This window comes from Aquirhabdus parva (assembly GCF_003351745.1).
In the GTDB taxonomy this organism is placed as follows: domain Bacteria; phylum Pseudomonadota; class Gammaproteobacteria; order Pseudomonadales; family Moraxellaceae; genus Aquirhabdus; species Aquirhabdus parva.
Genome location: NZ_CP031222.1, coordinates 2,590,191 through 2,615,353 on the forward strand (window position 1 = coordinate 2,590,191; position 25,163 = coordinate 2,615,353).

The following is a 25,163-nucleotide window of genomic DNA, read 5'->3' on the forward strand; positions in this document are numbered from 1 at the left end:
TGGGCTTTTTCATTAAACACTATGCCAGATTTTTATTCCAAGCTTCTCAGCTTCTTCACATCTTTTTCCGTCGCCTGTTTTGCATTGGGATTCCCAAATTGCTTAGTCAGATAATTGGTCAACGATGCAATCTGCGCATCGGACAAATCATTTTTAAAGGCCGGCATACCGATATCATCTTGAGTATTGGTCTTACGCTGCAAACCATGCAAGATGATCTGAATCAAGTTATTCGGATTAGATGCACCGACAGTCGAGTTATGTACCAGTGATGGATAATAATGATCGACTGATCCCAAACCATTCGCTTGATGGCAACTGGCACAAGCACCCAAATAAATACTGGCAGGATCACTCACGACTTTCAAAGCCACACCGCGAAGCGCGACGTCATCTTTACTAGCAATCCCCCATGCATAGCGTGGCCGAGTACTGCCATCCCCTATAGCGGGAACACTATGGATATAAGTTGCAATCGCAGCAATATCGGCATCTGACAGTTTAGAGAAACTATGCTCGACAGCTTCTCCCATCGGGCCGCCTGCTTGAGCGATATTCGGGACACTCCCCGTTTGCAGGTATTGGGTCAGCTGTGAATGTGTCCAGCCTCCAATGCCAGCATTGGTATCCGCAGTGATATTGGGCGCATCCCAACCCGCAAGGATTGAACCGGCGAGAAAGTCGTGCCCTGTCTCATCCATGGCTTTTTCTTGCATGAATAGGCCGCGCGGCGTATGACAAGTTCCGCAGTGTGCTAAACCTTGAACCAGATACGCACCCCGATTCCACTCTGGGCTTTGGTTGGTTTTAACCTCATAGGATTTGGTCGGCGCAAATAATACGTTCCAGAACTGTACAGGCCAGCGAATGCTAAACGGCCAAGGAATCGTACTCTTCGGAATATCCTGATTGACCGCTGGCACACCGTATTTAAAGTAGGCATATAGTGCTTTAGCATCATCATCAGTGATCTTGGCGTACGATGCATACGGCATCGCAGGATAAAGACGTTTACCATCCTTACCCACCCCATAGCGCAAAGCGCGATCAAACTCAGCCAGAGTCCAGTTGCCAATCCCCGTTTTTGGATCAGGGGTGATATTACTGGAGTAAATATTGCCGAGCATGGGAATCGGCATCTTCAAACCACCCGCAAAGGGCTGGCCTTTCGCCGTGCTATGACAAGCCACACAGTCGCCCGCCACAGCCAAGTAGGCCCCGCGTTGAACCAAGGCAGAATCATTGGGAACGTCGCCTGTCAGCGGACTGGCTTTGGCAGTGAGTAGCACCACGCCAATCACCACCAACGCCAGAATGACCAAGAAAAAGACATAAGTCAGAATTTTCTTCATGATCAGACCTCCTGCTTGATGGTATCAGCAATACGGATAGCAAGTGCCGCGATCGTCAAGGTGACATTCACCGTCCCGACACTCGCCATGGTCGAGCTACTGGAAATAAACAGATTGGGATGATCATGAGTACGGCACTGTCCATCCACCACAGAATCTTTAGGATCACTGCCCATGATGGTCGCGCCAGTGATGTGATTATTCGGCTGAAATTCATCATTAAATTTGACTTCGGTACCTCCCATCACTTTGGCCGCCGTCGCATAAAACTCACGGGTTTTTGCCGCGCCTTTTTTGACGTAATCATCAATCTGGTAATAAATTTCTGGGCGCGGAATTCCGAGCGCGTCCTTCTCAGTCTTACTCGGCACCAGTCGGTTGGCAGGATTGGGCAGGATTTCGTGAAAGGCATCAAACTCTACAAACCGCGCTGCACGATCACGGATGCGGGCATCTAGCTCTACAGGTTTCAATAGTTTGCCTTGCTCAAAGGCAAATTGCGCCTCCTGTTGAATCCTATTCATATTGGACATATGAATCTTCTTGGCGGACTCTTGCGCACGAAAAGCACCGTCACGATATCCGATCAAAGAAGTCATCTCTTGCGGGCCTCGCCCCGGCCAGAGCTCCTGATTCGCATAGAATGAAACACCAGTCCCCGGATGATCCATCAAGTTACGCCCGACCATATCCGAGCTGTTCGCCACACCATTGGGGAAGTCATGGCTGGTAGAAATCAAAAGGAGTTTCGGGGTTTCAATACCATTGGCAGCAACTACAAAATATTTGCCTTCGACACGATGCTCGCCGCCTTGTGGGTCTTTATACAGCGCCGCGACAATCTTATTCTTCGCACCCACTTCAAGCTTATAAACTACCGCTTCTGCGATCAACTTCGCACCTGCTTGCTCAGCTTTTTCAGCATGAACGATACCGCTGTACATCGCTCCAATCGGACAGATCGGCATACAGTTATTATTACCACAGCATGTCGGGCGCCCGTCATAAGGTCGGCTATTCCGTGCGACCGGTTCCACCACAATGTTATAGGCAGGATCATGGCTATTTAAAATATCCATCGCCGTTTTTTCATTGTACGACAGCGGTAAAGGCGCCATTGGATAAGGCTTTGAGCGGGGGGAACCATAGTCATAGTCCTGACGTCCCCATACACCCAATTCAACTTCGGCTTGATAATAATACGGCTCGATATCTTCATATTGAATCGGCCAATCGCGCCCGACGCCATAAACACTCTTTTCTTTAAAATCATTCGGTAGAAAACGCCAAGCAGAACCGGCCCAATGCCATGTCGTGCCACCAACAATCCTTAAGTACTGCTGATAAAACGGATCTGGGCCTTTTTGAATCAGGTAGTTGTTGGGTGGGTCATATTCAGGATGAGGTGCTGCAGCGTGTGAGGGGTAACACTGGGTATTATCATATTTATTGGGTTGATTGCGGAATCGCTCGACTGTCTGCCAGCGCGGCACACGCGGTCCTGCTTCAAGTAAGATCACAGACTTCCCCGCTTGTGCCAGCCTGTGCGCGACCAAGGAACCACCCACACCAGAGCCGATCACGACCACATCCGCTTGTAAAGTATCACTCATGATTAGACACTCCGTGTGGCTGGTTTTTCAGCCCAAAAGCCGGGCTTGTTCAGGCAATAGCTGCGAATCACCAGTATGTCGCTTGCAACGGTGAACATCAGGGCTTGCTCGTAGGTAATCACTTGTTTATTGACTGTACCCAGATACCATGCTTCCAATATTTGCAATGCAAGCTCTTGTTGAGCGGCATCAAGCGTACCGCCAGCAAGTGCAGCACTTAGCGGCTGTAGTTGGCTTTGAAAGCTGAGGTTGTTTTGCGTAAATGCAGTGAGAAAGCGCTGACCGACTTCCGGATCAAGCTGTTGCCGTTCCGTTAGCGCTTTGGAGAGGGTCATAAATGCACTCAATCCGTCGGTATTGGTGGACTCCGCGAGAGACTGGAGGGTCACCGAACCCGATAAGCCACCCACAACAAGCAGTAATGTCGCTTGTAACCACTGTCGTCGATTTAGCTTCGGTTCAAGGGATGAGGGGGCAATGTCGTGAGTGTTTTCTGCGTCTCCAGAAGCATCGTTTTTTTTCATCTGGGCATCCTTTTTCACAATGGCGATTAGCTTGTTATGTTTGAGAACCGTTGAACAAAATCTCCACTTACAAATAACCATAAAAGATAATCAGAATCTACAAAAGCTTTGTAATAAATTAAATATGAAAAATACAAATTAAACAGCACAATGATAACCATTCCTATTAAGAACATTAATGCTCAATAATATCGCCACAATCACTACTTATTATGATATTAATAATCTGAACAAGCATAATCACGCGTATAAGAATTTCAATCAAACATCGCAATCCATCCATTTGAAGTATTGGAGTCGGCCATGAAATCATCCTTCACTGTTCTGGCGACCATCGTGGGGCTCTTTACAACCGCAGCCCATGCACAGGATGTCAAGCTTGCAGATGACATTCAGAATCGTCCTTATTTATTAGGTGATTGGGGTGGATATCGATCGCATCTCGCCGATCAAGGTGTTCAATTCAACCTCGGTTACACCAGCGAAGTTGCCCATAATTTCAGCGGAGGCAAACAGCATGACACCCGCTATACCGACCAGTTTGCCATAGGTACGACGCTTGATCTCAACCGATTATTGGGCTGGAATGGCGGGACATTTCAACTCACCTATTCGCATCGTAATGGCCGCAACTTAAGCAGTGATGCCGATCTTGGCACGCTACAACAAGTGCAGGAAGTCTATGGCCGCGGGCAGACATGGCGTCTGACTCAGTTTTGGTTTAACCAAGATTTTATGGATGGGCTGGTACAATGGAAGATCGGTCGTGTGACTGTGGGAGAGGATTTCGCCAACTTCTCGTGTGATTTTCAAAACCTCACTTTTTGTGGTTCACAGCCCGGTAATATCGTTGGCAGCTATTGGCTCAACTGGCCCGTCAGCCAATGGGGCTCACGTCTGAAGATCAAAACGACACCAGATACTTATATTCAACTCGGCGTGTATCAAGTCAATCCCACTTATGCCCGTGATGACTACGCGGTGAAAGATGGCTGGAAACTGGATAATCCCGATGGGACTAAAGGGGCCCTTATTCCTTTGGAGTTTGGCTGGTTGCCTAAAGTGAATCAGCTTTCCGGTAGCTATAAACTAGGCTTTTGGTACAACAATGCTGGCGGTCCCGATCTTTACCTCAATCAAGCAGGTCAACCGCTTGGATTGTATGGCGGTGACGCATCACAGCGCGACAGTCGCTCAGGTGCCTATATTAATTTTGCCCAGCAAGTGACGGGAAAATCAGATAGCGAAGGTGCAACGGTATTTTTGAACGCTACAGCGGCAGATCGTGAGACCTCTGCAAATGATCATCAGATTGCGCTGGGAATGGAATATAAAGCACCATTTAATCGAGTAGATGATATGGTGGGCCTTGCACTGGGTGCAACGCATATTAATGGCCGACAAACCGCATATCAGCAAGAATATAATACGACTCATCTGAATACAGGCGCAGATGTAGGACGGGGTTATGAATATGCAACCGAGTTCTTTTATAGCTGGGCGCCGCTTCATTCCGTCGCATTTAGACCTAATTTACAATACGTTATAAACCCCGGCGGTCTTGCAGATAATAAAAATGTATTTGTACTGGGCTTAAAAACGATCATCACCTTATAAACTGATTTTATTATTTTTAAAATGACGGACTCAAGCATTTAAACTTTTTGCTTGAGTCGATCACGTAAAATAAATTTCTGTAGTTTCCCCGTTGATGTTTTTGGAATCTCTCCAAACTCATACCGCTTCGGCACCTTAAAGCGTGCGAGATGTGCGTAACAATGCTCGCGGATCGCATCGACACTCAACGAACTTCCTTGCTTCAACTCAATAAAGGCACAAGGAACTTCGCCCCACTTTTCATCGTCCATCGCTACCACCGCTGCTGCCAGTACCGCCGGATGACGATACAAGGCTTCTTCGACTTCAAGTGACGAGATATTCTCACCACCTGAAATGATCACGTCTTTTGCACGATCTTTAATCTTGGCATAGCCATCCGGCTGACAGACCGCTAAATCCCCAGAATGGAACCATCCACCAGAGAATGCCTCTGCCGTGGCTGCTGGATTCTTCAAGTAACCTTTCATGACCAGATTACCTCGAAACATGATTTCGCCCATGGTTTCCCCATCGACTGGCACAGGGTGCAAGGTCTGTGGATCTAAAACAGTCATCGCCTCCTGAAGTGGTGAATTGAATCCCTGCCTACCATGTTTATCCGCTTGCTCGGCAATAGACAGATCGTCCCAGCCCGGCTGTGCAGCGCAGAGTGCGGATGGACCATAGGTTTCAGTCAAACCGTAGGTATGCGTAATCCCGAACCCAAGTTCTCGCATGCCAGCAATAATCGCTGCTGGAGGCGCAGCTCCGGCAATCATCGCCTCTACAGGATGATCGATGTAGACTCGATCTTCAGGACGCGTATTGATCAGCATCGTGTGCACGGTCGGCGCACCGCAAAAATAGCCGACCTGATGTGCTTTAATCAGTTTAAAAATCAAGACAGGGTCAACCTTGCGCAAGCAGATACTTGTGCCACCATTCGCAGCAATGCTCCATGGAAAGCACCAGCCATTGCAATGAAACAGTGGCAACGTCCAGAGAAACACCGCACGTGCAGGCATACTCCATGCCACAATATTTCCGACTGCGTTCAAGTAAGCGCCGCGATGATGTGAGACGACCCCTTTGGGGTTACCCGTTGTACCCGAGGTATAGTTAAGGCTGATGGCATGCCACTCATCCTCAGGCAGTTGCCATACGAACTCAGGATCACCATGTTCAACCAGCGCTTCGTATTCATCGGAATCAGCGTCTATCGGTCCTGAAATAGCAACCGCAGGATCTGCAACATTGATCACCCAAATTTCCCGCTCAATCAACTTAAGTGCATCCAAGGCCAGTTCCGCAAACTCAGGGTCGACTAGGAGTACTTTGCTATCAGCATGCTCTAAAATAAACGCGACAGTTTGACTATCCAAACGGGTATTGATGGTATTTAAGACGGCACCCGTCATAGGGACCGCAAAGTGCAGCTCCAACATGGCGGGCACATTGGGAAGCAAGCATGAAACCGTATCATTATGCCCAACTCCTCGGGCAGCCAACTGACTTGCAAACTGACGACAGCGTTGGTAAGTGGCAGCCCATGTGATACGCCGGTCACCATAGACGATAGCCGCTTGATCCGCATAAACCCGCGCAGCGCGAGGTAAAAAACTCAAAGGAGAAAGTGCCACAAAATTAGCAGGGGTCTTGGGAAAGTCATCGTAGGGATGCGTCATAACACTGTCCTATTTTTTTACTTCTTACGTCAAAAAATCCATTTTCAACAAGCTTACTCCATACTCACGATGGCATAAGCTGGTGCTAGAGCATGACTCACTTTCAACCGCAGACTGTAGGTGTTTTTTTATAATGCGTTGGACATCGTGTTGAGATTAAGCTCAGCAGTAAAGACTTAAGCACGCAATACCTCGCCCGTAATCGCATCACGAATCAAGCTCGGCTGGGTCGCTCCATCTGTTTGACCATCCAAAATAAAAACGAGTTGATTAAAATACTGCTCAACCATGGCTGAATCCAAAGCCGAAGGCTCACCACTCGGATTAGCGCTGGTCGAAACAATCGGGCGACCAAATGCACGGCACAAATCTCGGGTTTGAACATGGCGCGTCACACGAACCGCCACACGATCATGCGCACCGCTGATCCAGATCGGCACGTCATCAGTTAACGGCACCAGCCATGTCGTGGCACGGGATGTCGGGTCAAGCCAGCTTTCGATCACGACTTTACGCTGCTCACCCGTGAGTTTCTCCAAAAAAGGATTCACTTGAGCTTCGTCTGCAGCGACAAGGATCAACCCTTTGCTAACTGGTCGATCCTTTAACTTCAGAAGCGCCTGCACAGCAGCTTCATTCCACGGATCACAGCCTAAGCCCCATACAGATTCTGTGGGATAAGCAATGACTTCCCCTTGCTCTAAAGCAGACACGGCGGATGCGATAGCAGATACAGAAGTGATTGCAGAATGATTCGTCATACTCGGCACCGTTGATAAAGACCATTGACTTGGACGACTTGCCCCATCAGCTCAAGTTCCATCAGAAAGCCTGACAGGGTCGCAACATCAATCCCTGAGCTGTCCACTAAACTATCGATACTTTGACCCTGCCAATCTAAATGAGCCATCAGCGGTTGTAAATGAGCATCGAGTGGTTGAGCAGGTTCTACGGGTTGCGCTACAGCCGACTCAAGCGAGCTCGATAACAGTGGATTTCGCGATAGATTTAAATCTTCCAAAATATCAGCCACACTCGTCACCAGCCGTGCACCATCACGAATCAATTGATGACAGCCAGCAGCTTGTTCATTAGCAATATGACCAGGAATGACTAAAACATCACGTCCCTGTTCAGCTGCCAGTCTTGCCGTGATCAGGGAACCACTTTTTAATGCAGCCTCCACAACCAGTACCCCAAGCGAGAGTCCACTGACGATGCGATTACGCCTCGGGAAATGGTGTGCCAGTGGTTCTGTTTTTGGCGTAAATTCAGAAAGGATTAACCCGCCCTCAGCCACAATCTGATTGAAGAGCGACTGGTGCGCAGAAGGATAACAAAGATCAATCCCTGTCCCCAATACTGCAATCGTTCTACCGCCGCCAGCCGCTAGTGCACCGCGATGACAATCCGCATCAACCCCATGCGCCAGACCACTTGTAATCCAAATCCCAGACTGTGCAAGCTCACGCGCAAAATCAAATGCAATCTTGCGTGCAGAAGGTGATGGCTTACGCGTACCCACCAGCGCCAATTGGGGTTGGTTTAAGCAACCAATATTGCCTTGGTAAAATAAAAATGGAGGAGGATCAGTAATTGTTGCCAAGAGCTTCGGGTATTCAGGCATTTTCTCATAAAGCAAATGAAAGTCACCCTGTTCTATGGCTCGAATGGTCTGATGATATTGCTGACGAATCGCACCGTTAACCTTCCAATCAGATAAGCGCTTTAAATGCGAGGCATGGACTGAAAGCACCTTCCAATCACCGGCAGATGCAGCCAATGCTTGTTCAGCCGAGTTGAAATGGGCGATGAGACCACGCCAAGTCACGATAGAATGATTAACCACATACCACAAAGCCAGCTCATAGAGCCAGCTTTGGGATGTATGTGAGAAATGGATTTCCGTCTGAAAATTTGAGAGGTTGTGCGTAGAAATAAGTTTGTTTTCCGTAAAGTGCAGTTGTTGTAAACTTTGCCGAGGCAGAAGTCTACAACGCTCAAGTTTCTAATCAGTCTTGTGACTCACTTAGTCCCCTGTCGATACAGGTGGACGCAGCTCATCGCCAGTCTTAATTGTGCCATTCGATTCGAGCACAATTGCATAGCTCAACTTAGCAAAAGTGCGGAAAACCATCGCCAGACCGGCACGCTCACTCGGTAAACGGACGAGCTGACCATCGTGCGAATCTTGGACCAATGCACCGCGACGGTAGATTGCAAACACTTGGCCTACTGCTACGCCCTCACGCTCACCGCGATTCAGTGCAATGGTGCTGTTCACTGCTGCCGTATCGATACCATCCAATACGCGGATCAAGCGTCCAGGTGCAATATTCTCTGAATTGGTCGGATAGAAAACGCCAGGCTCATTACTTACAGCTTCAGGTAAAACTTTGTCATCCGCACGGACTTCTTGCTGAACGCTATCCGTAAGCTCAATAGTTGAGACATCACTGTTTAACGCTGTAGCGGTGCCACGTGCAATTAAGCGGGCTTCGTAACCCAATATTTCTTTGGTCTCTGGATCCACATAGGCTTCGCCTGCACGGTAGATACCATAGCTGTCACCCACAACCAAGTTGCCACCACGAACATACACCGTATCCCCTTTGCCTGCAATCACATGGCGGTCTTTGGTTGCCAAGACATAAGGTGCTTTTTTCAATGTGCTGGCACTGACCACATCGGCATTGATTAACCAGCTTTTGATCGCGCTTAAGGGAACTGCGGGTACCGCAACATTTAAAGGATCAATATGAATCTTTGGTTGTAACTTCACAGTATTCAGATTATCTTCAGGTGAACCATTCATACGGCGCTCTACGCCCACACAGCCATCACCCATGTCCACGCCAACTACTTTATGTCCTTTGATCACGCACAGAATCAAACGATCACCGGGATAGATCCAATGTGGATTTTTCACTTGAGGATTGACCGCCCAGATTTCTTTCCAGCGCCACGCATCTTTTAGATACTTGCCAGAAATATCCCAGAGGGTATCGCCTTTTTTGACAATATAGGTGTCCGGTGCATCCGCACGTACGCTTGGTGCTGGATTGTTTTTAGCAGAAGCCAGCATTGGCATGCCAAGACCTAAGGTCACTGCCAAGACGATTTTTGTCAGTCGGCTTTTGGTCATAAAAGTCGAACGTGATATCAGTGCTTGTGTGTGATGTGATGCTGGTCCAGCAAGAGGTGCAGCTTGTGTAGATAAACCTTGTATAGAATCCTGCGCACATGCAGATGTAAACACGCTCATTATCATTTCCCTATAAAATAGATCGCACGTTCAGGCTATACTGCCTGTCAGTCCCCTGTCAGTATTTACAATAAGCGTTTATACATCTTAAGTCTAGTGTGCATAGACGGTTAATTGCAGATCAGCACAGAATTTTTTCGTTTCATCTGAGAGACACGTCACATAATCAAACCTTCGCGTAAACTCTGCGAAGTTTTCACCAAAATGTACATTTCATCCCGCGCAGGAAAGCGCTAAAATATCGCAATATTATAGATAGCACATTAACTTGCCGTTATCACCGCAAGAGGAACACAATTCATCATGGCACTACTCCCGATTTTACATTTTCCTGACCCAAGACTCAGGACCAAAGCGAAGCCCATTCTTGAGGTCACGGATCAGATCCGTACACTTGCAGCAGACATGCTGGAGACGATGTACGCTGCACCGGGAGTGGGTTTGGCTGCGACTCAGGTGAATCAACACATTGAGCTGATCGTCATTGACGTCTCTGAGACCAAAGATCAACCAATGGTTTTCATCAACGCAAAAATCACACCGCTGACTGAAGAACTGGTCCCTTATGAAGAAGGTTGTTTATCAGTACCGGAATATACGGATAGTGTAAACCGCCCTGCCCGTATCCGCATTGAAGCCCTCGACCTTGACGGTAAAGCTGTAAAGATTGATGCGGATGGTCTACTTGCCGTATGTATCCAACATGAAATGGATCATTTAAGCGGTAAACTGTTTGTAGATTACCTGTCTCCGCTTAAGCGCCAACGTATCAAAGACAAACTGGTCAAACGTGAACGTGAAAAAGTGCGTGTGCGGTAATCTGGCCTTGCCGGTAATCCATCCGATAGAACGGTTACGTTGTCATTTAGAGTCGTGTATGATCAACATATACGCTTAAAAACAATAGCCTATCCGTTTATAAGGAAGATCGATGATGGAACGCGATGCTGTAATGACAGACCCCAAAGAGAAACTTGCACGCCAAAGAGAAGCCTATATCCGTCTGCGGATGCGTCAGATTAAAGTTTGGAACATGGTGGGTTGGTTGTTTTGGGTATTTCTAGCAGTGGCTTGTTATTGGCTGTATCAGCAAAAACCTTTGTACCTCGATCCTTCCTTATTGGCGAATCAAGTACAAGTAGGCAAGATGCCTAGTAACGAGATGGCACAACTTGCAGCTTTAGGTGGGCTCTTGTTTTGGGCATTTATTGCATTATTGGCTGGGTTTATCTTTCAAATCTACACAGCCATGTATAGTGAACGCAAATTGATACGTCTCTTTGCAGCGCTGCATGCCGATGATCTCAAGCAATATGAACCCCGTGTGGAAATTAGCGATGTAACATCGCCCAATGGCTCACAATCTTAATGGTCATTAATGACTAAAATCTCGTATTATAGAGACGGTCGTCATCCATCAGATTCATTTAATTCAGCCTTTTCATTTATTGAGTTTTAGTTGTCATGCCTTTAGATAACTTATTTGACAGTAACCGAGCTTGGGCAAAAGAAACTGTCTCCCGTGATCCCGAATTCTTTAGTCGTCTGGTCAATCAGCAAACCCCAAAATATTTGTGGATTGGCTGCTCCGATAGCCGCGTCCCTGCCACTGAACTCGTGGGACTGGCACCCGGTGAAATGTTTGTTCATCGCAATGTTGCAAATCAGGTGATTTGTACCGACTTCAACTGCCTATCCGTCTTACAATTTGCAGTGGATGTTTTGAAGGTGGAGCACATTATCATCGTGGGACATTATGGCTGCGGTGGTATTCAGGCTGCACTCGCCAATACCCGTCTGGGTCTCATCGATAATTGGCTGCAACATATTCAAGACACTGCACGCAAATACGCAGAAGTGCTGGCTGCATTGCCTGAATCTGAGCGTGTATCTCGACTTTGCGAACTCAACGTCCGTGAACAAGTCTTGAGTGTCGGGCAAACTACGATTGTTGAAGATGCATGGGCCCGTGGACAAAAGCTTGAAGTTCATGGCTGGGTGTATAGCTTAGAAAATGGCTTGCTGCAGGATCTCAAACTGACGTTGACTCATCCTGAACAGCTCGAAGCGGCCAACTTAGAAGCCCGTCGCCTGGCTGCACCCGACTAATGTGACCGAAGTAACAACACCTGTCACATTCCTACATTAAACTGACCTAAAAATAGTAGCACGAACCCCGATCAACGGGATTTGTGCGCTGTTCGTCAATTAATGTTTTAGATTGTCGATTTTTTAGCAAATTGACATGCAGTTATGCTTGAATCTCATCGTCTATAACTATATCTTTGGCGGACTTAGCAAGACCTGCAAAACGGTGCTATTTACACCATAGCAAACGAGCAGCAAAAAGGTGTTTCTGAGCCATCCTCAGGACTATTTTTTCATTTTATTGAGTTGATCCACCATGAACCTGAATAACTATTGCTCCCCCGCCGAGTGGACCAAAATTCAAGAGTTTTCCCAAGGTAAAGAAACGCCTTTTCTGGTGGTCGACTTGGAAATCATTCGTCAAAAGTACAAAGAGCTCACAACCTGTTTCCCGAATGCAAAAGTTCACTACGCATTGAAGGCAAACCCAGGTGCGCCCGTTGTTAAATTGCTGAATGAGCTCGGTTCAAGTTTTGATATCGCCTCAATTTTTGAATTGAACCGCGTCCTTGAGTGCGGCGTGACCCCTGATCGCATTTCTTATGGCAACACCATTAAGAAAGCAGCGCATGTAAAGTATGCCTATGAAAAAGGCGTGCGCTTGTTCGTCACCGACTCAAAAAACGATTTGCAAAGCATCGCGGACAATGCACCGGGCTCTAAAGTATTCGTACGGATTCTGGTTGAAGGCGGCGAAACTGCGGAATGGCCACTTTCCCGTAAATTCGGCTGTCACCCAGACATGGCGCTCGACCTGTTGGTTCAAGCCAAACTGCTCGGCCTGATTCCTTACGGTATTTCATTCCATGTCGGCAGTCAGCAAAAAGACATCGCGGTTTGGGATGCTGCACTGTCTAAAGTTAAATACATGTTTGACTGGATGAAGTACGAAGAAAACGTCACCCTGAAAATGATCAACATGGGCGGTGGTTTCCCAGCCAACTATATTTCTGAAGTTAACCCGATTCAGACTTATGCTGAAGAGATTGCGCGTTATCTGCATGATGACCATGGCGATGAAGTGCCAGAAATCATTCTTGAACCAGGTCGTTCACTCGTGGGTGAGTCAGGCGTACTCGTTTCTGAGGTGGTGTTGATCTCTCGCAAATCACGTACTGACTTGAAGCGTTGGGTTTACCTCGATGTTGGTCTCTTCCAAGGCTTGATCGAAACACTGGGTGAATCAATTAAATACCCAATCTACACGCCAAAAATGGAAGACAAAGAGAAAGAAGGCGGCGTTGTGCTCGCAGGCCCAACCTGTGACTCAACCGACATCATGTATGAAAACGTCGACTACCAATTGCCATTGAATCTGGCTGTCGGTGACAAAATCTACTGGTTGACCACAGGTGCCTACACCAACTCGTACTCATCTGTTGAATTTAATGGCTTCCCGCCTCTTGCAACCTACTACTTAGACTAATCCTCTACTAAAAGTAGTTTGCCCAAAGATCAGACAACGCGTTTAAACGGTTGTCTGATTTTTTTATACAAAAACCCTGCGTATAAATTGACAAAACAGCCATTACGCTTAAGCCAAACTTTGTTATGCTCAGTCTTTGCCATGCTCTCAAAGCACTTGAATGGATGCATAGATGAAGACAATTTTAATCGCAAACCAAAAAGGCGGCTGTGGTAAGACCATGACCGCAATCACGCTGGCCTCTGCGCTGGCTGCACGTGGAGAGAAAGTCGCACTAGCAGATGCCGATCCACAAAAATCCTCACTTCAATGGCTGAAACGCCGACCTGAAAGTGCTCATCCGATTATTAGCCTAGACTGGCGTAATGAAAAAACGATCGGTGAAGTGCCCAAGCGTACAGATTGGCTCATCATTGATGCGCCCGGTGCATTGAATGGCGACCATGCTGAGCAGTTAATCGCAGAAAGTCATGCGATCATTACGCCAATCCAGCCATCATTCTTTGATATTGACAGTACTCAGCGTTTTTTAAAGAATATCGACGACATCAAACGCGTGCGTAAAGGAAAAGTCCAAATTCACCTATTGGCCAATCGTGTTCGAGCGCAATCTGCAACTAACAAACAACTACAAGAATTCTTTAAGTTACTGGGCCAAGATCCCATCGCATGGATCACCGAGCGTAGCGCCTATCCACAGCTTGCGGGCCAAGGGCTAACCATTTTTGATCATCAACAAAAACTCTATCAGACAATGCAAGCGCAATGGCATCCAGTTCTTGCAACCATCAGTCACTCTTATGCCTGAGTGACTGATTTTCCCGATCTCAATGTCTCTTCTTGCCATAGATCAGTGGGGTCTTTATCTCTATTTTGTTGTATGGATCCTTACCCCTGTGCAACACCATAGAGTCTTTCGATGAATACCTTTGAATCTTTGCAAGCAGGAACGACAACGGAGCAAGCACTAGCACTCTATGACTCACTAGATCCCGTTGATCTGGATTTTATGCTGGGCCGCTGGTATGGTTCTGGTTTCCCAACTCAGCATCGTATGGATGGTTTACTAGAAGCCTATGGCTGGTATGGCAAGGAATTTCACGACAATGACCAAGTCGACCCCATGCTGTTTAAAAACGGTAATGACCAAATTATATGCATCAATCCTGAGCGTATTCCGTTATGGCTCCTCACCTCAAACTTCCCTGCTCCTAAATCGGCTCTGGCCGGGCGCTTCTTCTCGGCGCTGATGCCGCTCTTAAAAACACAAAAGCCAAAAGCCCACCTGCGTATGACCGAATTTCGTGGCAAAGTCTCTGCCACCATGATCTATAACGGACACCCTATTCACGACGTCTTTCGTAAGGTCGATGACAATACACTCTTGGGTATGATGGATCTGATTGGTATGACACAACCTTTCTTTTTTGTATTAAAAAGAGATTGAAAAACTTCGCCTTTTTAAATAACGGATCGGTATGATTCAAGGACAAGATTTCACACATACTCAGGTTGATGATGAAACTCGCAAATAAGCCAACAAAAAGCACCACAAACGCTCTTTTTGACGTGGCTTTTCAATATAATCAAGGGTACTGAACCCTCTATGGATAGAGTGATATGAACAACACGAATAACACAACTACTGCAGCATCACGTGATGCTGAATACGACTACATTGTCATTGGGGGTGGTTCTGCAGGCAGTGTACTGGCAGGACGGTTGACCGAAGATCCGAGTTTATCACTATGTCTTCTTGAAGCAGGTGGCGGCGGTAATAGCTGGATGGTCAATACACCAGTCGGCGCAGTAGTCATCATGCCGACCAAAATGAATAACTGGGCGCTCGAAACCGTACCGCAAGCCGGTTTGAATGGGCGCAAAGGCTATCAGCCGCGAGGTAAATGCTTGGGTGGCTCTTCTGCAACCAACGCGATGGCTTATATCCGCGGTAACCGCAAAGATTATGATCAGTGGGCGGCTCTGGGAAATACAGGCTGGTCCTATGATGAAGTCCTTCCCTATTTTAAAAAAGCGGAAAATAACGAACGCATCCACAATGAATTTCATGGTCAAGGCGGACCACTGAATGTCAGTGAACTCAGAACTGACAATCCCTTACAACAAACCTACCTCGCAGCAGCCCGTGAAGTCGGCTATCCACTCAATGATGATTTCAATGGTGCTGAGCAAGAAGGTTTAGGCATTTACCAAGTCACGCAGATCAATGGTGAGCGCTGTAGTGCTGCCAAAGGCTATTTATTTCCACACATGGATAAACGCCCCAATCTGCACGTAGAGATCAATGCACTCGCACAACGCATTATTTTTGAAAATGGTCGTGCGGTCGGTGTCGAATTTAAGCAAAATGGCGTAAAGAAAACGATCCGAGCAACCCGAGAAGTCATCGTATCAGCTGGAGCATTTCAATCTCCACAACTGCTGATGGTTTCAGGAATTGGCGATCGGGCTGAACTTGAAGCACAGGGGATCCCCGTGATTCACCACTTGCCGGGCGTGGGCAAAAATCTACATGACCACCCTGACTTTGTGTTCGGCTACAAATCCAACAATACTCAAGATAGCTTCGGACTTTCTGTTGGCGGTTCTTTCCGGGTACTGGGTCAGATTCAGCAGTACCGTAAAAACCATACGGGCATGATCTCCAGTAACTTCGCAGAATGCGGCGGCTTCCTGAAGACCAAACCGAGTCTCGACATTCCTAATGTTCAGCTTCACTTTGTCATTGCGCTCGTCGATAACCATGCCCGTACCATGCACCTCGGTCATGGTATTTCTTGCCATGTGTGTCTGCTCAATCCGCGTAGCCGGGGTACGGTGAAACTGAGTGGTCCGACAATGGATGATCCACTACTGATTGATCCTAACTTCTTGGGTGATCCTGCTGATGTCGAAGATATGGTTGATGGCTTTAAGATGACCAAGAAGCTGATGGACGCCAATGCGTTTAAAGACACCATCACCAAAGATCTCTTTACGGCCGATGTAAAAACCGATGATGACATTCGTGCTGTACTGCGTGCACGGGTCGATACGGTCTACCATCCTGTGGGCAGTTGTAAAATGGGTACCGATGAGATGGCCGTCGTAAGCCCTACTCTCAAAGTCTATGGCGTAGCAGGATTACGCGTAATTGATGCATCGATTATGCCTGCTGTGGTGAACGGCAATACCAACGCCCCAACCATCATGATTGCCGAAAAAGCGGTCGATATGATTCGCGCAGGGCTTTAAAAGCAATAAGGAAAAAGCCTTCTTTCGAGAAGGCTTTTTTTCTTTAATAGCATAGCTATACCTTAACTCTAATCACATTCATATTTGCCAATCTCTGCCTGACAAAAATCTCAATGGCATTGAAATCCAGAATCATCGCTCACATTCCTTTAAGGAAAAACAATTCTTGCCTGCTGTAAACACTCAATCAATCGTTCAACATCCTCATCCAGATGCGCAGCAGAGAGGGTAATGCGTAGCCGACTGGTGCCGACTGGTACTGTCGGTGGACGGATGGCAACTGCCAATACCCCTTGCTCCTCCAGCCACTTCGAAATCGCCAACGCCCGATCGGCGGCACCAATGATGATTGGTTGGATCGCCGTCTGACTATCTGTCAACAGCCAACCTTGCTCGATGAGCGCAGTACGTAGCCGCACAATATGCGCCGCCAGTTTTGTGCGGCGCCAACTTTCACTTTCAATCACGTCCAGTGCAGCCAAAGTCGCTGCCGCAAGCAATGGCGGCGTTGCTGTGGTAAAACAGAATGTCCGAGCTCGGCTCTGCAAGAATTCAATGAGTTCGTCAGAACCCGCCACAAATGCACCAAAGGTGCCAACCGCTTTGCCCAGTGTTGCCATATAAACATCGACTTTTGGCAGCGGTGTAGCACGTACCGCAAAACCATGTGCATCATCAATCATCAGCGCCGCTTGATATTGATCCGCAAGATGTCGAAGCGGCTCAAGCTGAGCTTCTGTGCCATCCATGCTGAACACTTGATCGGTCGCAATAAGCTTTAATGGTGAAGTATCGCTTGCGAGCCAATGCTCAAGTACGACTAAGTCTTGATGCGGATAACGACGATGTACAGCACCCACTAAGCGGGCACCATCAATTAGTGAAGCATGATTGAGCTTATCCTGATAGACCGTGCTTTTAGGCGTTAAGAGTGCATCCAGCACACCCATATTTGCCATATAACCGGTAGAAAACAGCAACGCACGCGGATAGCCACTCATCAAGGCCAATCGAAGCTCCAATTGCTCATGGAGTTCAGTATGACCCGTGATCAAATGCGCAGCGCCAGCGCCTATGCCATGTTGGTTAAGCGTCTCCACCACGGCATCACGCAGTGCATAATGATCAGCGATTCCGAGATAATCATTGCTAGAAAAATTCAGAAACTCTTTGCCACCTCGCCAGATACACGGCGTGACTCCATGGGAGAGTGCACGCGGAGTACGCTTGAGGGACTGCGCTTGTAGACTAGCCAGTTGTTCAGAGAGATTAAAAGCATTGAGCGTCATATCAAGTTCTACAGGCTGATGAATACTGGCTCAACAATCAATATGTGATTTTGAGCGTTGAAAAACAAAAATCCCCCTGTGATGCAGGGGGATTTTTTATACATCAAGATTGCAATTACGCACTCATCGCATCAAGCGCTGTGAGTTTTACATCAACACGTGGTGCTTCACGGTGTAAACCGAGTGTCTCAAATAAACGGTCATCGCGAGATGAATCGGCATTTGGTGTGGTTAAGAGCTTCTCACCATAGAACAGGGAGTTCGCGCCAGCCAAGAATGCCAAGGCTTGCTCGGAGTCGGTCAGCCCTTCACGACCTGCAGACAAACGGACATAGCTCTTGGGCATCAAGATACGTGCAACAGCGATGGTTTTAATCCATTCAATCACGGGTAGTTGTGGGGTATCACCTAGCGGAGTTCCCTCAACTGCAACCAGTAGATTCAGCGGCACAGATTCAGGATGCAAAGGTAAGGTGGACAGCTCATGCAGTAGACCCACGCGATCTTGACGTGACTCGCCGAGTCCAACAATACCGCCACTACACACTTTCATGCCTGAGGCACGCACATGGGACAAGGTATCCAAGCGGTCATCAAATGTACGGGTACGGATGATATGTGCATAGTGCTCACGAGAAGTATCCAGATTATGGTTGTAATAATCCAGTCCTGCTTCAGCCAAACGCTCTGCTTGATTGGAGGACAACATACCCAAAGTCATACAGGTCTCAAGACCCATAGCTTTGACTTCTTTGACCAGTTCCAGTACATAAGGCATATCACGCTCATGCGGATTACGCCATGCTGCGCCCATGCAGAAACGTGAAGCACCAGTATCACGTGCTGCTTTGGCCGCTTCTAAAACTTTTTCAATCGCGATTTTCTTTTCAGGAACGAGTGCGGTTTGGTGATGAGCGGATTGTGAGCAATAATCGCAATCTTCGGGGCAGTTACCAGTCTTGATGGAAAGCAGGGTGCTGACCTGAATCGCATTGGCATCAAAATGCTGGCGATGGACTGTTTGCGCCTGAAACATCAAATCATTGAAGGGTAAATCAAAGAGTGCCGCGATCTCATCGCGTGTCCAATCATTACGTAGCATCATTTCAACCTATCCTATTGCTGAAAAACAATCTAACCTGAATCTAACCGTTTTATGCAGAGCGTGCACGTGTAAAACGTGACTGCAACTTACGCGCATGTTTGAGCGCTGGCTTGACTTTGGCTAAGATCGGTTTCGGAATCTTTGGCACAATCATTTTTGAAGCTTGGTTAAACCACATCAGCAAACTAAAGTCGCCTTCCATTTGTACCGAGCCATCTTGCATGCCGGTCATAAATGCTGCTGGATTGCCTTGCTTGAGAATCTGTATCGCTGTTTCACCATCCTTAAAACGCAAAGTGAAATCTGGTTTTGGTGCAAGGCCGCTGGCCATAGTGACCTGATTATTCAGCACGGTAAAATTACGGGCGATGCCGTCTTGCGATTCAATCTGAATGGTGAACGAACGATTTTCTAAAATCGTTTTAAATTCTGGACTGGTATACGCCAATTGAATCATGCGTAGCCCTAAACCCGCTAACAACAAATCAAACGGATGTGTAGATAGATTGAGCAATGGTAGTTGAACGACAGGAAGAGTCATAGTAGAAGCTCGCATGGAGGATATAAATTGGCATATACACATAGTGCTTGATCAAAAAATTGAGATGCCGATGTTTAAAAATATAAAATACAGTCTCAATGAGACTCATCATAAACACGATGCATTGATGCAATGCAACCTGTCGAAAACACAAACGGCATTCACTTTAGCACCAGTTGTTTGTGCTGTCACTGGCATAAAGACCAAAAACAGTCGGCTTTTGTCGATAAGCTAGGTGAATTACGAGATGAAAGACGATAAGCAAGAATCTTGCCGTAATCAAACCGTAACAATATTCGTTGTAATATTACTGTCATTATTAGTTTGACGTTGCTTTTGGATATTGTTTAACTGTCGTTAAACCTAAAAACATCCAAAACGATTGTCACGATCTGGTTATCACGCATTGCACTGGGCAGTGTGTTACCAGCAAATGGATCACAGAAACCATGACAGACCGTATTTTAATTGTTGATGACGAAGCTCCCATTCGTGAAATGATTCACACAGCGCTTGATCTCGCAGGCTTTGACTGCGTGCAAGCCGAAGATGCCCGTACCGCACATGCCATTATCGTCGATCAGCGGCCAGCCCTTATCCTGCTCGACTGGATGATGCCAGGCAGTATGAGCGGGATTGAACTTTGCCGCCGCTTAAAGAAAGATGAGTCCCTATCAGAAATACCCGTCATTATGCTGACCGCTCGCGGAGAAGAAGACAATAAAGTGCAAGGCCTTGACGCAGGCGCCGATGACTATATGACCAAGCCCTTCTCAACCCGTGAACTGGTTTCTCGCATCAAAGCGGTTTTGCGTCGTGCCAGCGCACTTAATGCAGACCGTGCCATCAACGCAGACGGCTTAACGTTGGATCCAGTGAGCCAGCGCATCAGTGTTGGAACGCATACCGTTGAAATGGGACCGACTGAATATCGCCTGTTGGCTTTCTTTATGACGCACCCAGAACGTGCATATACCCGCACTCAGATGCTCGATCAAGTCTGGGGCGGTAATGTCTATGTAGAAGATCGCACCATTGATGTGCATATTCGCCGTTTACGCAAAGTATTAGAGCCTCATGGCTTTGATCGGTTTATCCAAACGGTGCGTGGTACAGGCTATCGCTTCTCCACACGCATTGACTTGCAACCAGCAACATAAACCCATAAGGGCAGATCATAATGATTCACAGCGCCGCGCTGAAATCGGCTAAACTGCCCGCATGAGTAATTCAACGACCTCTTTATTAGACTTTGTCTATCAAGATTTATTACGTTTAATTGGGCTGGTGCTAATCTTTTTTTGCATCGGCTGGGTCGTTGGTATGCCTTGGCTGGCGGTCTTGCTGGCTTTGTTTCTGTTTTTACTTTTACAGTGGTACTCACTGTATCGACTCTATCGCTGGATGCAGCACACGCCCGATCAAGAGCCGCCTGAACTGGGTGGTGTCTGGTCTGCCCTACTGTACAACATCACCCGAATCCAAATCAGTGAACATCGCTCACGCAAAAATCTGCTGGGTGTCATCAGCCGTGCACAAACCTCTGTTGCGGCGCTTGAAGAAGCCGTGGTCCTGATTGATGCTAGCTCGCTAATTGAGTGGTGGAATCCTGCTGCAGAAAAAATACTGGGCCTAAAGTCTGGCGATCAAGGTCGCAACATCCTGAATTTCTGCCGGGCTCCAGAATTTGTCAGTTACTACCAACAAGGTAACTATAGCCAAGAGATTAAGCTTAAATCTTGGATCAATGAAGAGCGTTACTTCCAATGTAAGCTCACTCGCTTTGGACAAAATGATCGCTTGCTGGTCGCTTACGATGTTACCCGCTTACACAACCTAGAATTGATGCGCAAAGACTTTGTAGACAATGTTTCGCACGAGTTACGCACGCCGTTAACCGTACTGTCCGGCTATCTTGAAACCTATATGGATCAGGATGACCTTAACCCACGCTGGCGGCGTGGCTTTGAACAAATGCGCCAACAAACCACGCGCATGACTAACATTGTCAAAGACTTGCTGCTGCTATCGCGCTTAGAAAATAGCAGTGCGCAGACTGAACGCAAAGTCATTGATATGCCGTATTTATTGAATAAAATCTTTGATGATGCCCAAGCCTATAATGCTGAATTTAAGCACGAGTTGAATCTGGAGATCGAAAGCTTCCGCAGTATCCTCGGTGCTGAGCAAGAGCTGACCAGTGCGTTTACCAATCTCATTACCAATGCAATTAAGTACACCCCCAAAGGCGGCATCATCAGAGTACGTTGGTTTGATGATGGCGATGACTGCTGCTTTAGCGTGACGGACAACGGCATCGGCATTGAGTCACATCATATCAATCGTTTGACAGAACGGTTTTACCGTGTTGATAGTGACCGCAGCCGAGATACCGGTGGTACAGGACTCGGACTCGCTATCGTGAAACACGTCATGCTGCAACATGAGGGACGCTTGGAGATCTCCTCTAAGCGTGAGCAAGGTTCAACATTTCTATGCCGCTTCCCTAAAGAGCGACTGGTTGAATAATCACGTAACCCTCCCCCCCTCATAAAAAAAACCAGAGTCATATGCTCTGGCTTTTTAAATATCTAATCTTCAAATCAACATCAAAAGTCTGCTTTTAACACCACGCGATAGCGCGCTTTGCCACTTTTCACATGCTCAATGGCTTCATTGATCTGTGACATTGGGAACTCTTCGACTTGTGGCGCTATCCCATGGCGGGCAGCAAAATCAAGCATGGTGCGCAGCGCCCAAGGAGAACCCGTGGGTGAACCTGACACACTCTTCGCACCGCCAATCAAGCTAAAAGCAGGAACAGGGATCGGTTCTAGTACAGCACCAACCACATGCAGCGTGCCTTCTGGTGCAAGGGCTGAGAGATAAGAATTCCACTCCAGCGGTACATTCACCGTACTTACGATGAGATCGAGCGTGCCTTTGATTTTGGCAAGTTCAGCTTTGCTGCGGCTGGATACCACCTGATGCGCGCCCATTGCTTTGACTTCATCGACCTTTTCTGGATTCGAACTAAAGGCAGTAACTTCACAGCCCCAAGCCTTAAACAGTTTAATCGCCATATGACCTAAACCGCCAATGCCCACCACACCCACTTTATGAATCGGCAAGGTGTTGTGTTGCAGCAGTGGTGCGAATACCGTGATACCACCACAGAGCATCGGACCCATTTTGGCCGGATCAACATTGTCAGGTAGCGGAATCGCCCATTGCCAACTGGCACGGACTTTCTCGGCAAAGCCGCCATGATGACCAATGATCGTTGCAGTCGATGTTGCGCAGAGATTTTGTTTACCGTGGATACACGGATCGCAATATTGACAACTGTCGGCGGTCCAACCAATACCCACTGTTTGCCCGATTTCGAGTCCGCGGGCTTCAGCACCCAATGCCGTAATCTTTCCGATAATTTCATGACCACCGACAACGGGGTAAATACTATTGCCCCATTCGTTATCAATCACAGAAATATCAGAGTGACAGATTCCACAGTATTCAACTTTAACTTCAACTTCATGTGCTTTAAGCGCACCTGCTTCATATTGAAAAGCTTGTAAAGGTTGATTAGCCGCAAGTGCGGCATAAGCACGAATCGTCGTCATCACAGTTCCACTCATCCAATTTGAAGTGTTTGTTTTAGCCTCAAATCAATAAAAGATAAAGAGGACTCTTGTGACAACCAGAATCAGCCCTTCACCCCTCATCTCGCCAAGCGGCATACATTAAGCAGGGGATAAACAGTGATGATCTTTGGCTATATGCTTTTTGGACAATTGCCGCCAAAAACCCAATAACGCACGCGCTGTCATTTGCGGCACTTCGACCATGGGCAAATGCCCAACTTCACTGAAAATTTTCACCTCAGCTTGCGGAATAAGCTGTTTGAATACGGTGGCGCAAGAGGCATGCAGTATTCGGTCTTTCTCTCCCCACAGTACCAAAGTCGGCGAAGTAATATGGGCAATTCCTTCAAACATGGTCGGTGGTGCGTGCTCAAGCAACTGATGAAACATATGCTGGTTGATATGGCGTCTTGAAACCAGCTCTTGATACATCAAGGGCACCAATAGCGCCGTCAATGTCCAGCGGTTATAAGACATCACGGTACTCATCATGCGCACGACATCGGTCAGACGATGCGCAATCAAATGATTGTTCCCCTTTTTCAGCTCTTGCTCAAAATGCGTCGACTCGGAACCAAATACTCCTAACGCGTTCATGAGCGTTAAGCTGAGTATTTTTTCTGGGTGTCGCGCCGTAAACAGTGCCGCAATACCTCCTCCCATCGAACTACCCACGATATGAAACTGACTGGGCATATAGCGCCCAGTCCAATTATCGACGCGATCAAGCTGTTTTTCTAAGCTATATTGCTCAACATAGTTAAACTCACTCTCACCCCAACCCGGTAAATCCGGCACAAACACCCGATACCGTCGGGTTAAGTACGGCAGTAACAACACCCAATTTTCTTTACTCGAAGCAAAGCCGTGCAGTAGTAAGACAGGCTCGCCATGCGGATTACCACCTTCAAGCCAGACAATTTTTTGAGATTTAACGAAAGTACTGCGACGTTTCATACCTGTCGCGTAGCCTTGAACTTTACGCAGCAATGCGGTCGTGAGGCCTGACGGTTCCCAGTTTTTAAGGGCTTTGATATTGATGGGTTTAGGGTTGTTTTTTAAAGCCGATTGCAACTCATCAATAAACGACTCTACACTATTCTCTACGAAATCAGACATTCACTACGCTCCACATCTTGCTTAACCGCTCAAATGACACCTCCAATGAAGTGTCCGCTTAATCACAATTTGTAATATGATCAGACTGTATCTGAAAGCTTGAAGTAAGCGGTTAGCATTTTCTTCCAGATGGATGAAAGATTAGGCGCGGAATGTCAAGTGAGGCATATGACTTATTCAAAATAGGTTATTGCTCTTGGTATGATTCTTTCATAACTATTTAAGACTGATCAGTAATACCCGCAAAAGGAAGCACCATGGAACTCACGCCGCACGAAAAAGACAAAATGCTGATATTCACCGCAGGACTCGTGGCAGAAAGACGCAAAGCTCGCGGTTTAAAACTCAACTATCCAGAAGCCATCGCCTATATCTCTGCGGCGCTATTAGAAGGTGCTCGCGATGGCAAGAGCGTCAGTGAGCTCATGCACTACGGGACTACCCTGCTCACTCGCGATGATGTGATGGACGGTATTGCGGACATGATCCATGAGATTCAAGTCGAAGCGACCTTTCCTGATGGCTCCAAACTGGTCACGGTTCATCAACCGATTATCTGATCGCAGCAAATCAATGATCTATACAGCACACTAAAAGG

The 25,163-nt window shown here is 47.3% G+C and carries 23 protein-coding genes; 11 read left to right on the forward strand and 12 right to left on the reverse strand.

Going from position 1 to position 25,163, the window contains the following annotated elements; all coding sequences use genetic code 11:
• Positions 1–32: 32 nt before the first annotated feature.
• From HYN46_RS11620 to HYN46_RS11630, 3 genes are read right to left on the reverse strand one after another with little or no spacing between them, the layout of a single operon-like run.
• Positions 33–1,352, reverse strand: coding sequence for a c-type cytochrome (locus HYN46_RS11620; RefSeq protein ID WP_114899536.1), 1,320 nt, complete (start codon positions 1,350–1,352; stop codon positions 33–35).
• A gap of 2 nt (positions 1,353–1,354) precedes the next feature.
• Entirely contained in the window at positions 1,355–2,965 is a 1,611-nt protein-coding gene (locus HYN46_RS11625; RefSeq protein ID WP_114899537.1) for a GMC family oxidoreductase, read from the reverse strand.
• A 2-nt stretch (positions 2,966–2,967) separates the two neighbouring features.
• Positions 2,968–3,489 (reverse strand): sugar dehydrogenase complex small subunit, encoded by a 522-nt coding sequence (locus HYN46_RS11630; protein ID WP_114899538.1) that lies wholly within the window; start codon positions 3,487–3,489, stop codon positions 2,968–2,970.
• A gap of 303 nt (positions 3,490–3,792) precedes the next feature.
• Here HYN46_RS11630 and HYN46_RS11635 point away from each other — a divergent pair, with 303 nt between their 5' ends.
• The gene (locus HYN46_RS11635; protein WP_114899539.1) at positions 3,793–5,106 is read left to right on the forward strand and encodes a carbohydrate porin; all 1,314 of its coding nucleotides are present in this window, start codon (positions 3,793–3,795) and stop codon (positions 5,104–5,106) included.
• A 38-nt stretch (positions 5,107–5,144) separates the two neighbouring features.
• Here HYN46_RS11635 and HYN46_RS11640 read toward each other — a convergent pair whose 3' ends face one another.
• The 4 genes from HYN46_RS11640 to HYN46_RS11655 all read right to left on the reverse strand — a co-directional run bounded on the left by HYN46_RS11640 (position 5,145) and on the right by HYN46_RS11655 (position 10,038).
• Positions 5,145–6,773 (reverse strand): acyl-CoA synthetase, encoded by a 1,629-nt coding sequence (locus tag HYN46_RS11640; RefSeq protein WP_114899540.1) that lies wholly within the window; start codon positions 6,771–6,773, stop codon positions 5,145–5,147.
• Positions 6,774–6,949: 176 nt separating this feature from the next.
• Entirely contained in the window at positions 6,950–7,534 is a 585-nt protein-coding gene (locus tag HYN46_RS11645) for an L-threonylcarbamoyladenylate synthase (RefSeq protein ID WP_114899541.1), read from the reverse strand.
• Positions 7,531–8,622, reverse strand: a complete 1,092-nt coding sequence (dprA, locus tag HYN46_RS11650; RefSeq protein ID WP_228254943.1) for a DNA-processing protein DprA — start codon at positions 8,620–8,622, stop codon at positions 7,531–7,533. The genes HYN46_RS11645 and dprA overlap by 4 nt, the downstream gene beginning before the upstream one ends.
• A gap of 180 nt (positions 8,623–8,802) precedes the next feature.
• Positions 8,803–10,038, reverse strand: a complete 1,236-nt coding sequence (locus tag HYN46_RS11655; RefSeq protein ID WP_162818177.1) for a LysM peptidoglycan-binding domain-containing protein — start codon at positions 10,036–10,038, stop codon at positions 8,803–8,805.
• Positions 10,039–10,341: 303 nt separating this feature from the next.
• On the opposite strand from HYN46_RS11655, the gene def reads away from it, so the two are divergent.
• The 7 genes from def (at position 10,342) to HYN46_RS11690 (ending at position 16,867) form a co-directional block, all read left to right on the forward strand.
• Positions 10,342–10,857, forward strand: coding sequence for a peptide deformylase (gene def / locus HYN46_RS11660; RefSeq protein ID WP_114899544.1), 516 nt, complete (start codon positions 10,342–10,344; stop codon positions 10,855–10,857).
• A 112-nt stretch (positions 10,858–10,969) separates the two neighbouring features.
• The gene (locus HYN46_RS11665; RefSeq protein WP_162818178.1) at positions 10,970–11,407 is read left to right on the forward strand and encodes a hypothetical protein; all 438 of its coding nucleotides are present in this window, start codon (positions 10,970–10,972) and stop codon (positions 11,405–11,407) included.
• Between the two features lie 95 nt (positions 11,408–11,502).
• A complete protein-coding gene (can, locus tag HYN46_RS11670) occupies positions 11,503–12,147 on the forward strand; it encodes a carbonate dehydratase (RefSeq protein WP_114899546.1) in 645 nt (214 codons plus the stop codon).
• Between the two features lie 295 nt (positions 12,148–12,442).
• On the forward strand, positions 12,443–13,612 hold the full coding sequence (locus HYN46_RS11675; protein ID WP_114899547.1) for a type III PLP-dependent enzyme: 1,170 nt from the start codon (positions 12,443–12,445) through the stop codon (positions 13,610–13,612).
• 172 nt (positions 13,613–13,784) lie between these two features.
• Positions 13,785–14,420, forward strand: coding sequence for a ParA family protein (locus HYN46_RS11680; protein WP_114899548.1), 636 nt, complete (start codon positions 13,785–13,787; stop codon positions 14,418–14,420).
• A 111-nt stretch (positions 14,421–14,531) separates the two neighbouring features.
• On the forward strand, positions 14,532–15,059 hold the full coding sequence (locus HYN46_RS11685) for a DUF4334 domain-containing protein (RefSeq protein WP_114899549.1): 528 nt from the start codon (positions 14,532–14,534) through the stop codon (positions 15,057–15,059).
• Positions 15,060–15,232: 173 nt separating this feature from the next.
• Positions 15,233–16,867: a GMC family oxidoreductase gene (locus tag HYN46_RS11690; RefSeq protein ID WP_114899550.1), complete on the forward strand. Its 1,635-nt coding sequence runs from the start codon at positions 15,233–15,235 to the stop codon at positions 16,865–16,867.
• Between the two features lie 149 nt (positions 16,868–17,016).
• On the opposite strand, the gene HYN46_RS11695 is transcribed toward HYN46_RS11690, so the two are convergent.
• The 3 genes from HYN46_RS11695 to HYN46_RS11705 form a co-directional block, all read right to left on the reverse strand.
• Positions 17,017–18,156 (reverse strand): aminotransferase class I/II-fold pyridoxal phosphate-dependent enzyme, encoded by a 1,140-nt coding sequence (locus HYN46_RS11695; protein WP_114899551.1) that lies wholly within the window; start codon positions 18,154–18,156, stop codon positions 17,017–17,019.
• 115 nt (positions 18,157–18,271) lie between these two features.
• Positions 18,272–19,261, reverse strand: coding sequence for a biotin synthase BioB (gene bioB, locus HYN46_RS11700; RefSeq protein WP_114899552.1), 990 nt, complete (start codon positions 19,259–19,261; stop codon positions 18,272–18,274).
• 49 nt (positions 19,262–19,310) lie between these two features.
• Positions 19,311–19,802: an SCP-2 sterol transfer family protein gene (locus HYN46_RS11705; RefSeq protein WP_407640759.1), complete on the reverse strand. Its 492-nt coding sequence runs from the start codon at positions 19,800–19,802 to the stop codon at positions 19,311–19,313.
• Positions 19,803–20,251: 449 nt separating this feature from the next.
• Here HYN46_RS11705 and phoB point away from each other — a divergent pair, with 449 nt between their 5' ends.
• Complete coding sequence (phoB, locus tag HYN46_RS11715; RefSeq protein ID WP_114899555.1) at positions 20,252–20,962, forward strand: phosphate regulon transcriptional regulator PhoB; 711 nt, start codon at positions 20,252–20,254, stop codon at positions 20,960–20,962.
• Between the two features lie 61 nt (positions 20,963–21,023).
• A complete protein-coding gene (phoR, locus tag HYN46_RS11720) occupies positions 21,024–22,331 on the forward strand; it encodes a phosphate regulon sensor histidine kinase PhoR (RefSeq protein ID WP_114899556.1) in 1,308 nt (435 codons plus the stop codon).
• A gap of 80 nt (positions 22,332–22,411) precedes the next feature.
• Here phoR and ahr read toward each other — a convergent pair whose 3' ends face one another.
• Entirely contained in the window at positions 22,412–23,425 is a 1,014-nt protein-coding gene (gene ahr / locus HYN46_RS11725; protein ID WP_210009155.1) for an NADPH-dependent aldehyde reductase Ahr, read from the reverse strand.
• A 120-nt stretch (positions 23,426–23,545) separates the two neighbouring features.
• Positions 23,546–24,565, reverse strand: coding sequence for an alpha/beta fold hydrolase (locus tag HYN46_RS11730; protein WP_114899558.1), 1,020 nt, complete (start codon positions 24,563–24,565; stop codon positions 23,546–23,548).
• A gap of 257 nt (positions 24,566–24,822) precedes the next feature.
• Here HYN46_RS11730 and ureA point away from each other — a divergent pair, with 257 nt between their 5' ends.
• A complete protein-coding gene (gene ureA, locus HYN46_RS11735; RefSeq protein ID WP_114899559.1) occupies positions 24,823–25,125 on the forward strand; it encodes an urease subunit gamma in 303 nt (100 codons plus the stop codon).
• The last annotated feature ends 38 nt before the right edge of the window (positions 25,126–25,163 follow it).

What these genes read in the sequence shown, in the direction of transcription:
- HYN46_RS11620 (WP_114899536.1), bottom strand. Translation starts at nt 1,352, where the DNA reads ATGAAGAAAATTCTGACTTATGTCTTTTTCTTGGTCATTCTGGCGTTG.
- HYN46_RS11625 (WP_114899537.1), bottom strand. Translation starts at nt 2,965, where the DNA reads ATGAGTGATACTTTACAAGCGGATGTGGTCGTGATCGGCTCTGGTGTG.
- HYN46_RS11630 (WP_114899538.1), bottom strand. Translation starts at nt 3,489, where the DNA reads ATGAAAAAAAACGATGCTTCTGGAGACGCAGAAAACACTCACGACATT.
- HYN46_RS11635 (WP_114899539.1), top strand. Translation starts at nt 3,793, where the DNA reads ATGAAATCATCCTTCACTGTTCTGGCGACCATCGTGGGGCTCTTTACA.
- HYN46_RS11640 (WP_114899540.1), bottom strand. Translation starts at nt 6,773, where the DNA reads ATGACGCATCCCTACGATGACTTTCCCAAGACCCCTGCTAATTTTGTG.
- HYN46_RS11645 (WP_114899541.1), bottom strand. Translation starts at nt 7,534, where the DNA reads ATGACGAATCATTCTGCAATCACTTCTGTATCTGCTATCGCATCCGCC.
- HYN46_RS11655 (WP_162818177.1), bottom strand. Translation starts at nt 10,038, where the DNA reads ATGAGCGTGTTTACATCTGCATGTGCGCAGGATTCTATACAAGGTTTA.
- def (WP_114899544.1), top strand. Translation starts at nt 10,342, where the DNA reads ATGGCACTACTCCCGATTTTACATTTTCCTGACCCAAGACTCAGGACC.
- HYN46_RS11665 (WP_162818178.1), top strand. Translation starts at nt 10,970, where the DNA reads ATGATGGAACGCGATGCTGTAATGACAGACCCCAAAGAGAAACTTGCA.
- can (WP_114899546.1), top strand. Translation starts at nt 11,503, where the DNA reads ATGCCTTTAGATAACTTATTTGACAGTAACCGAGCTTGGGCAAAAGAA.
- HYN46_RS11675 (WP_114899547.1), top strand. Translation starts at nt 12,443, where the DNA reads ATGAACCTGAATAACTATTGCTCCCCCGCCGAGTGGACCAAAATTCAA.
- HYN46_RS11680 (WP_114899548.1), top strand. Translation starts at nt 13,785, where the DNA reads ATGAAGACAATTTTAATCGCAAACCAAAAAGGCGGCTGTGGTAAGACC.
- HYN46_RS11685 (WP_114899549.1), top strand. Translation starts at nt 14,532, where the DNA reads ATGAATACCTTTGAATCTTTGCAAGCAGGAACGACAACGGAGCAAGCA.
- HYN46_RS11690 (WP_114899550.1), top strand. Translation starts at nt 15,233, where the DNA reads ATGAACAACACGAATAACACAACTACTGCAGCATCACGTGATGCTGAA.
- HYN46_RS11695 (WP_114899551.1), bottom strand. Translation starts at nt 18,156, where the DNA reads ATGACGCTCAATGCTTTTAATCTCTCTGAACAACTGGCTAGTCTACAA.
- bioB (WP_114899552.1), bottom strand. Translation starts at nt 19,261, where the DNA reads ATGATGCTACGTAATGATTGGACACGCGATGAGATCGCGGCACTCTTT.
- HYN46_RS11705 (WP_407640759.1), bottom strand. Translation starts at nt 19,802, where the DNA reads ATGACTCTTCCTGTCGTTCAACTACCATTGCTCAATCTATCTACACAT.
- phoB (WP_114899555.1), top strand. Translation starts at nt 20,252, where the DNA reads ATGACAGACCGTATTTTAATTGTTGATGACGAAGCTCCCATTCGTGAA.
- phoR (WP_114899556.1), top strand. Translation starts at nt 21,024, where the DNA reads ATGAGTAATTCAACGACCTCTTTATTAGACTTTGTCTATCAAGATTTA.
- ahr (WP_210009155.1), bottom strand. Translation starts at nt 23,425, where the DNA reads ATGACGACGATTCGTGCTTATGCCGCACTTGCGGCTAATCAACCTTTA.
- HYN46_RS11730 (WP_114899558.1), bottom strand. Translation starts at nt 24,565, where the DNA reads ATGTCTGATTTCGTAGAGAATAGTGTAGAGTCGTTTATTGATGAGTTG.
- ureA (WP_114899559.1), top strand. Translation starts at nt 24,823, where the DNA reads ATGGAACTCACGCCGCACGAAAAAGACAAAATGCTGATATTCACCGCA.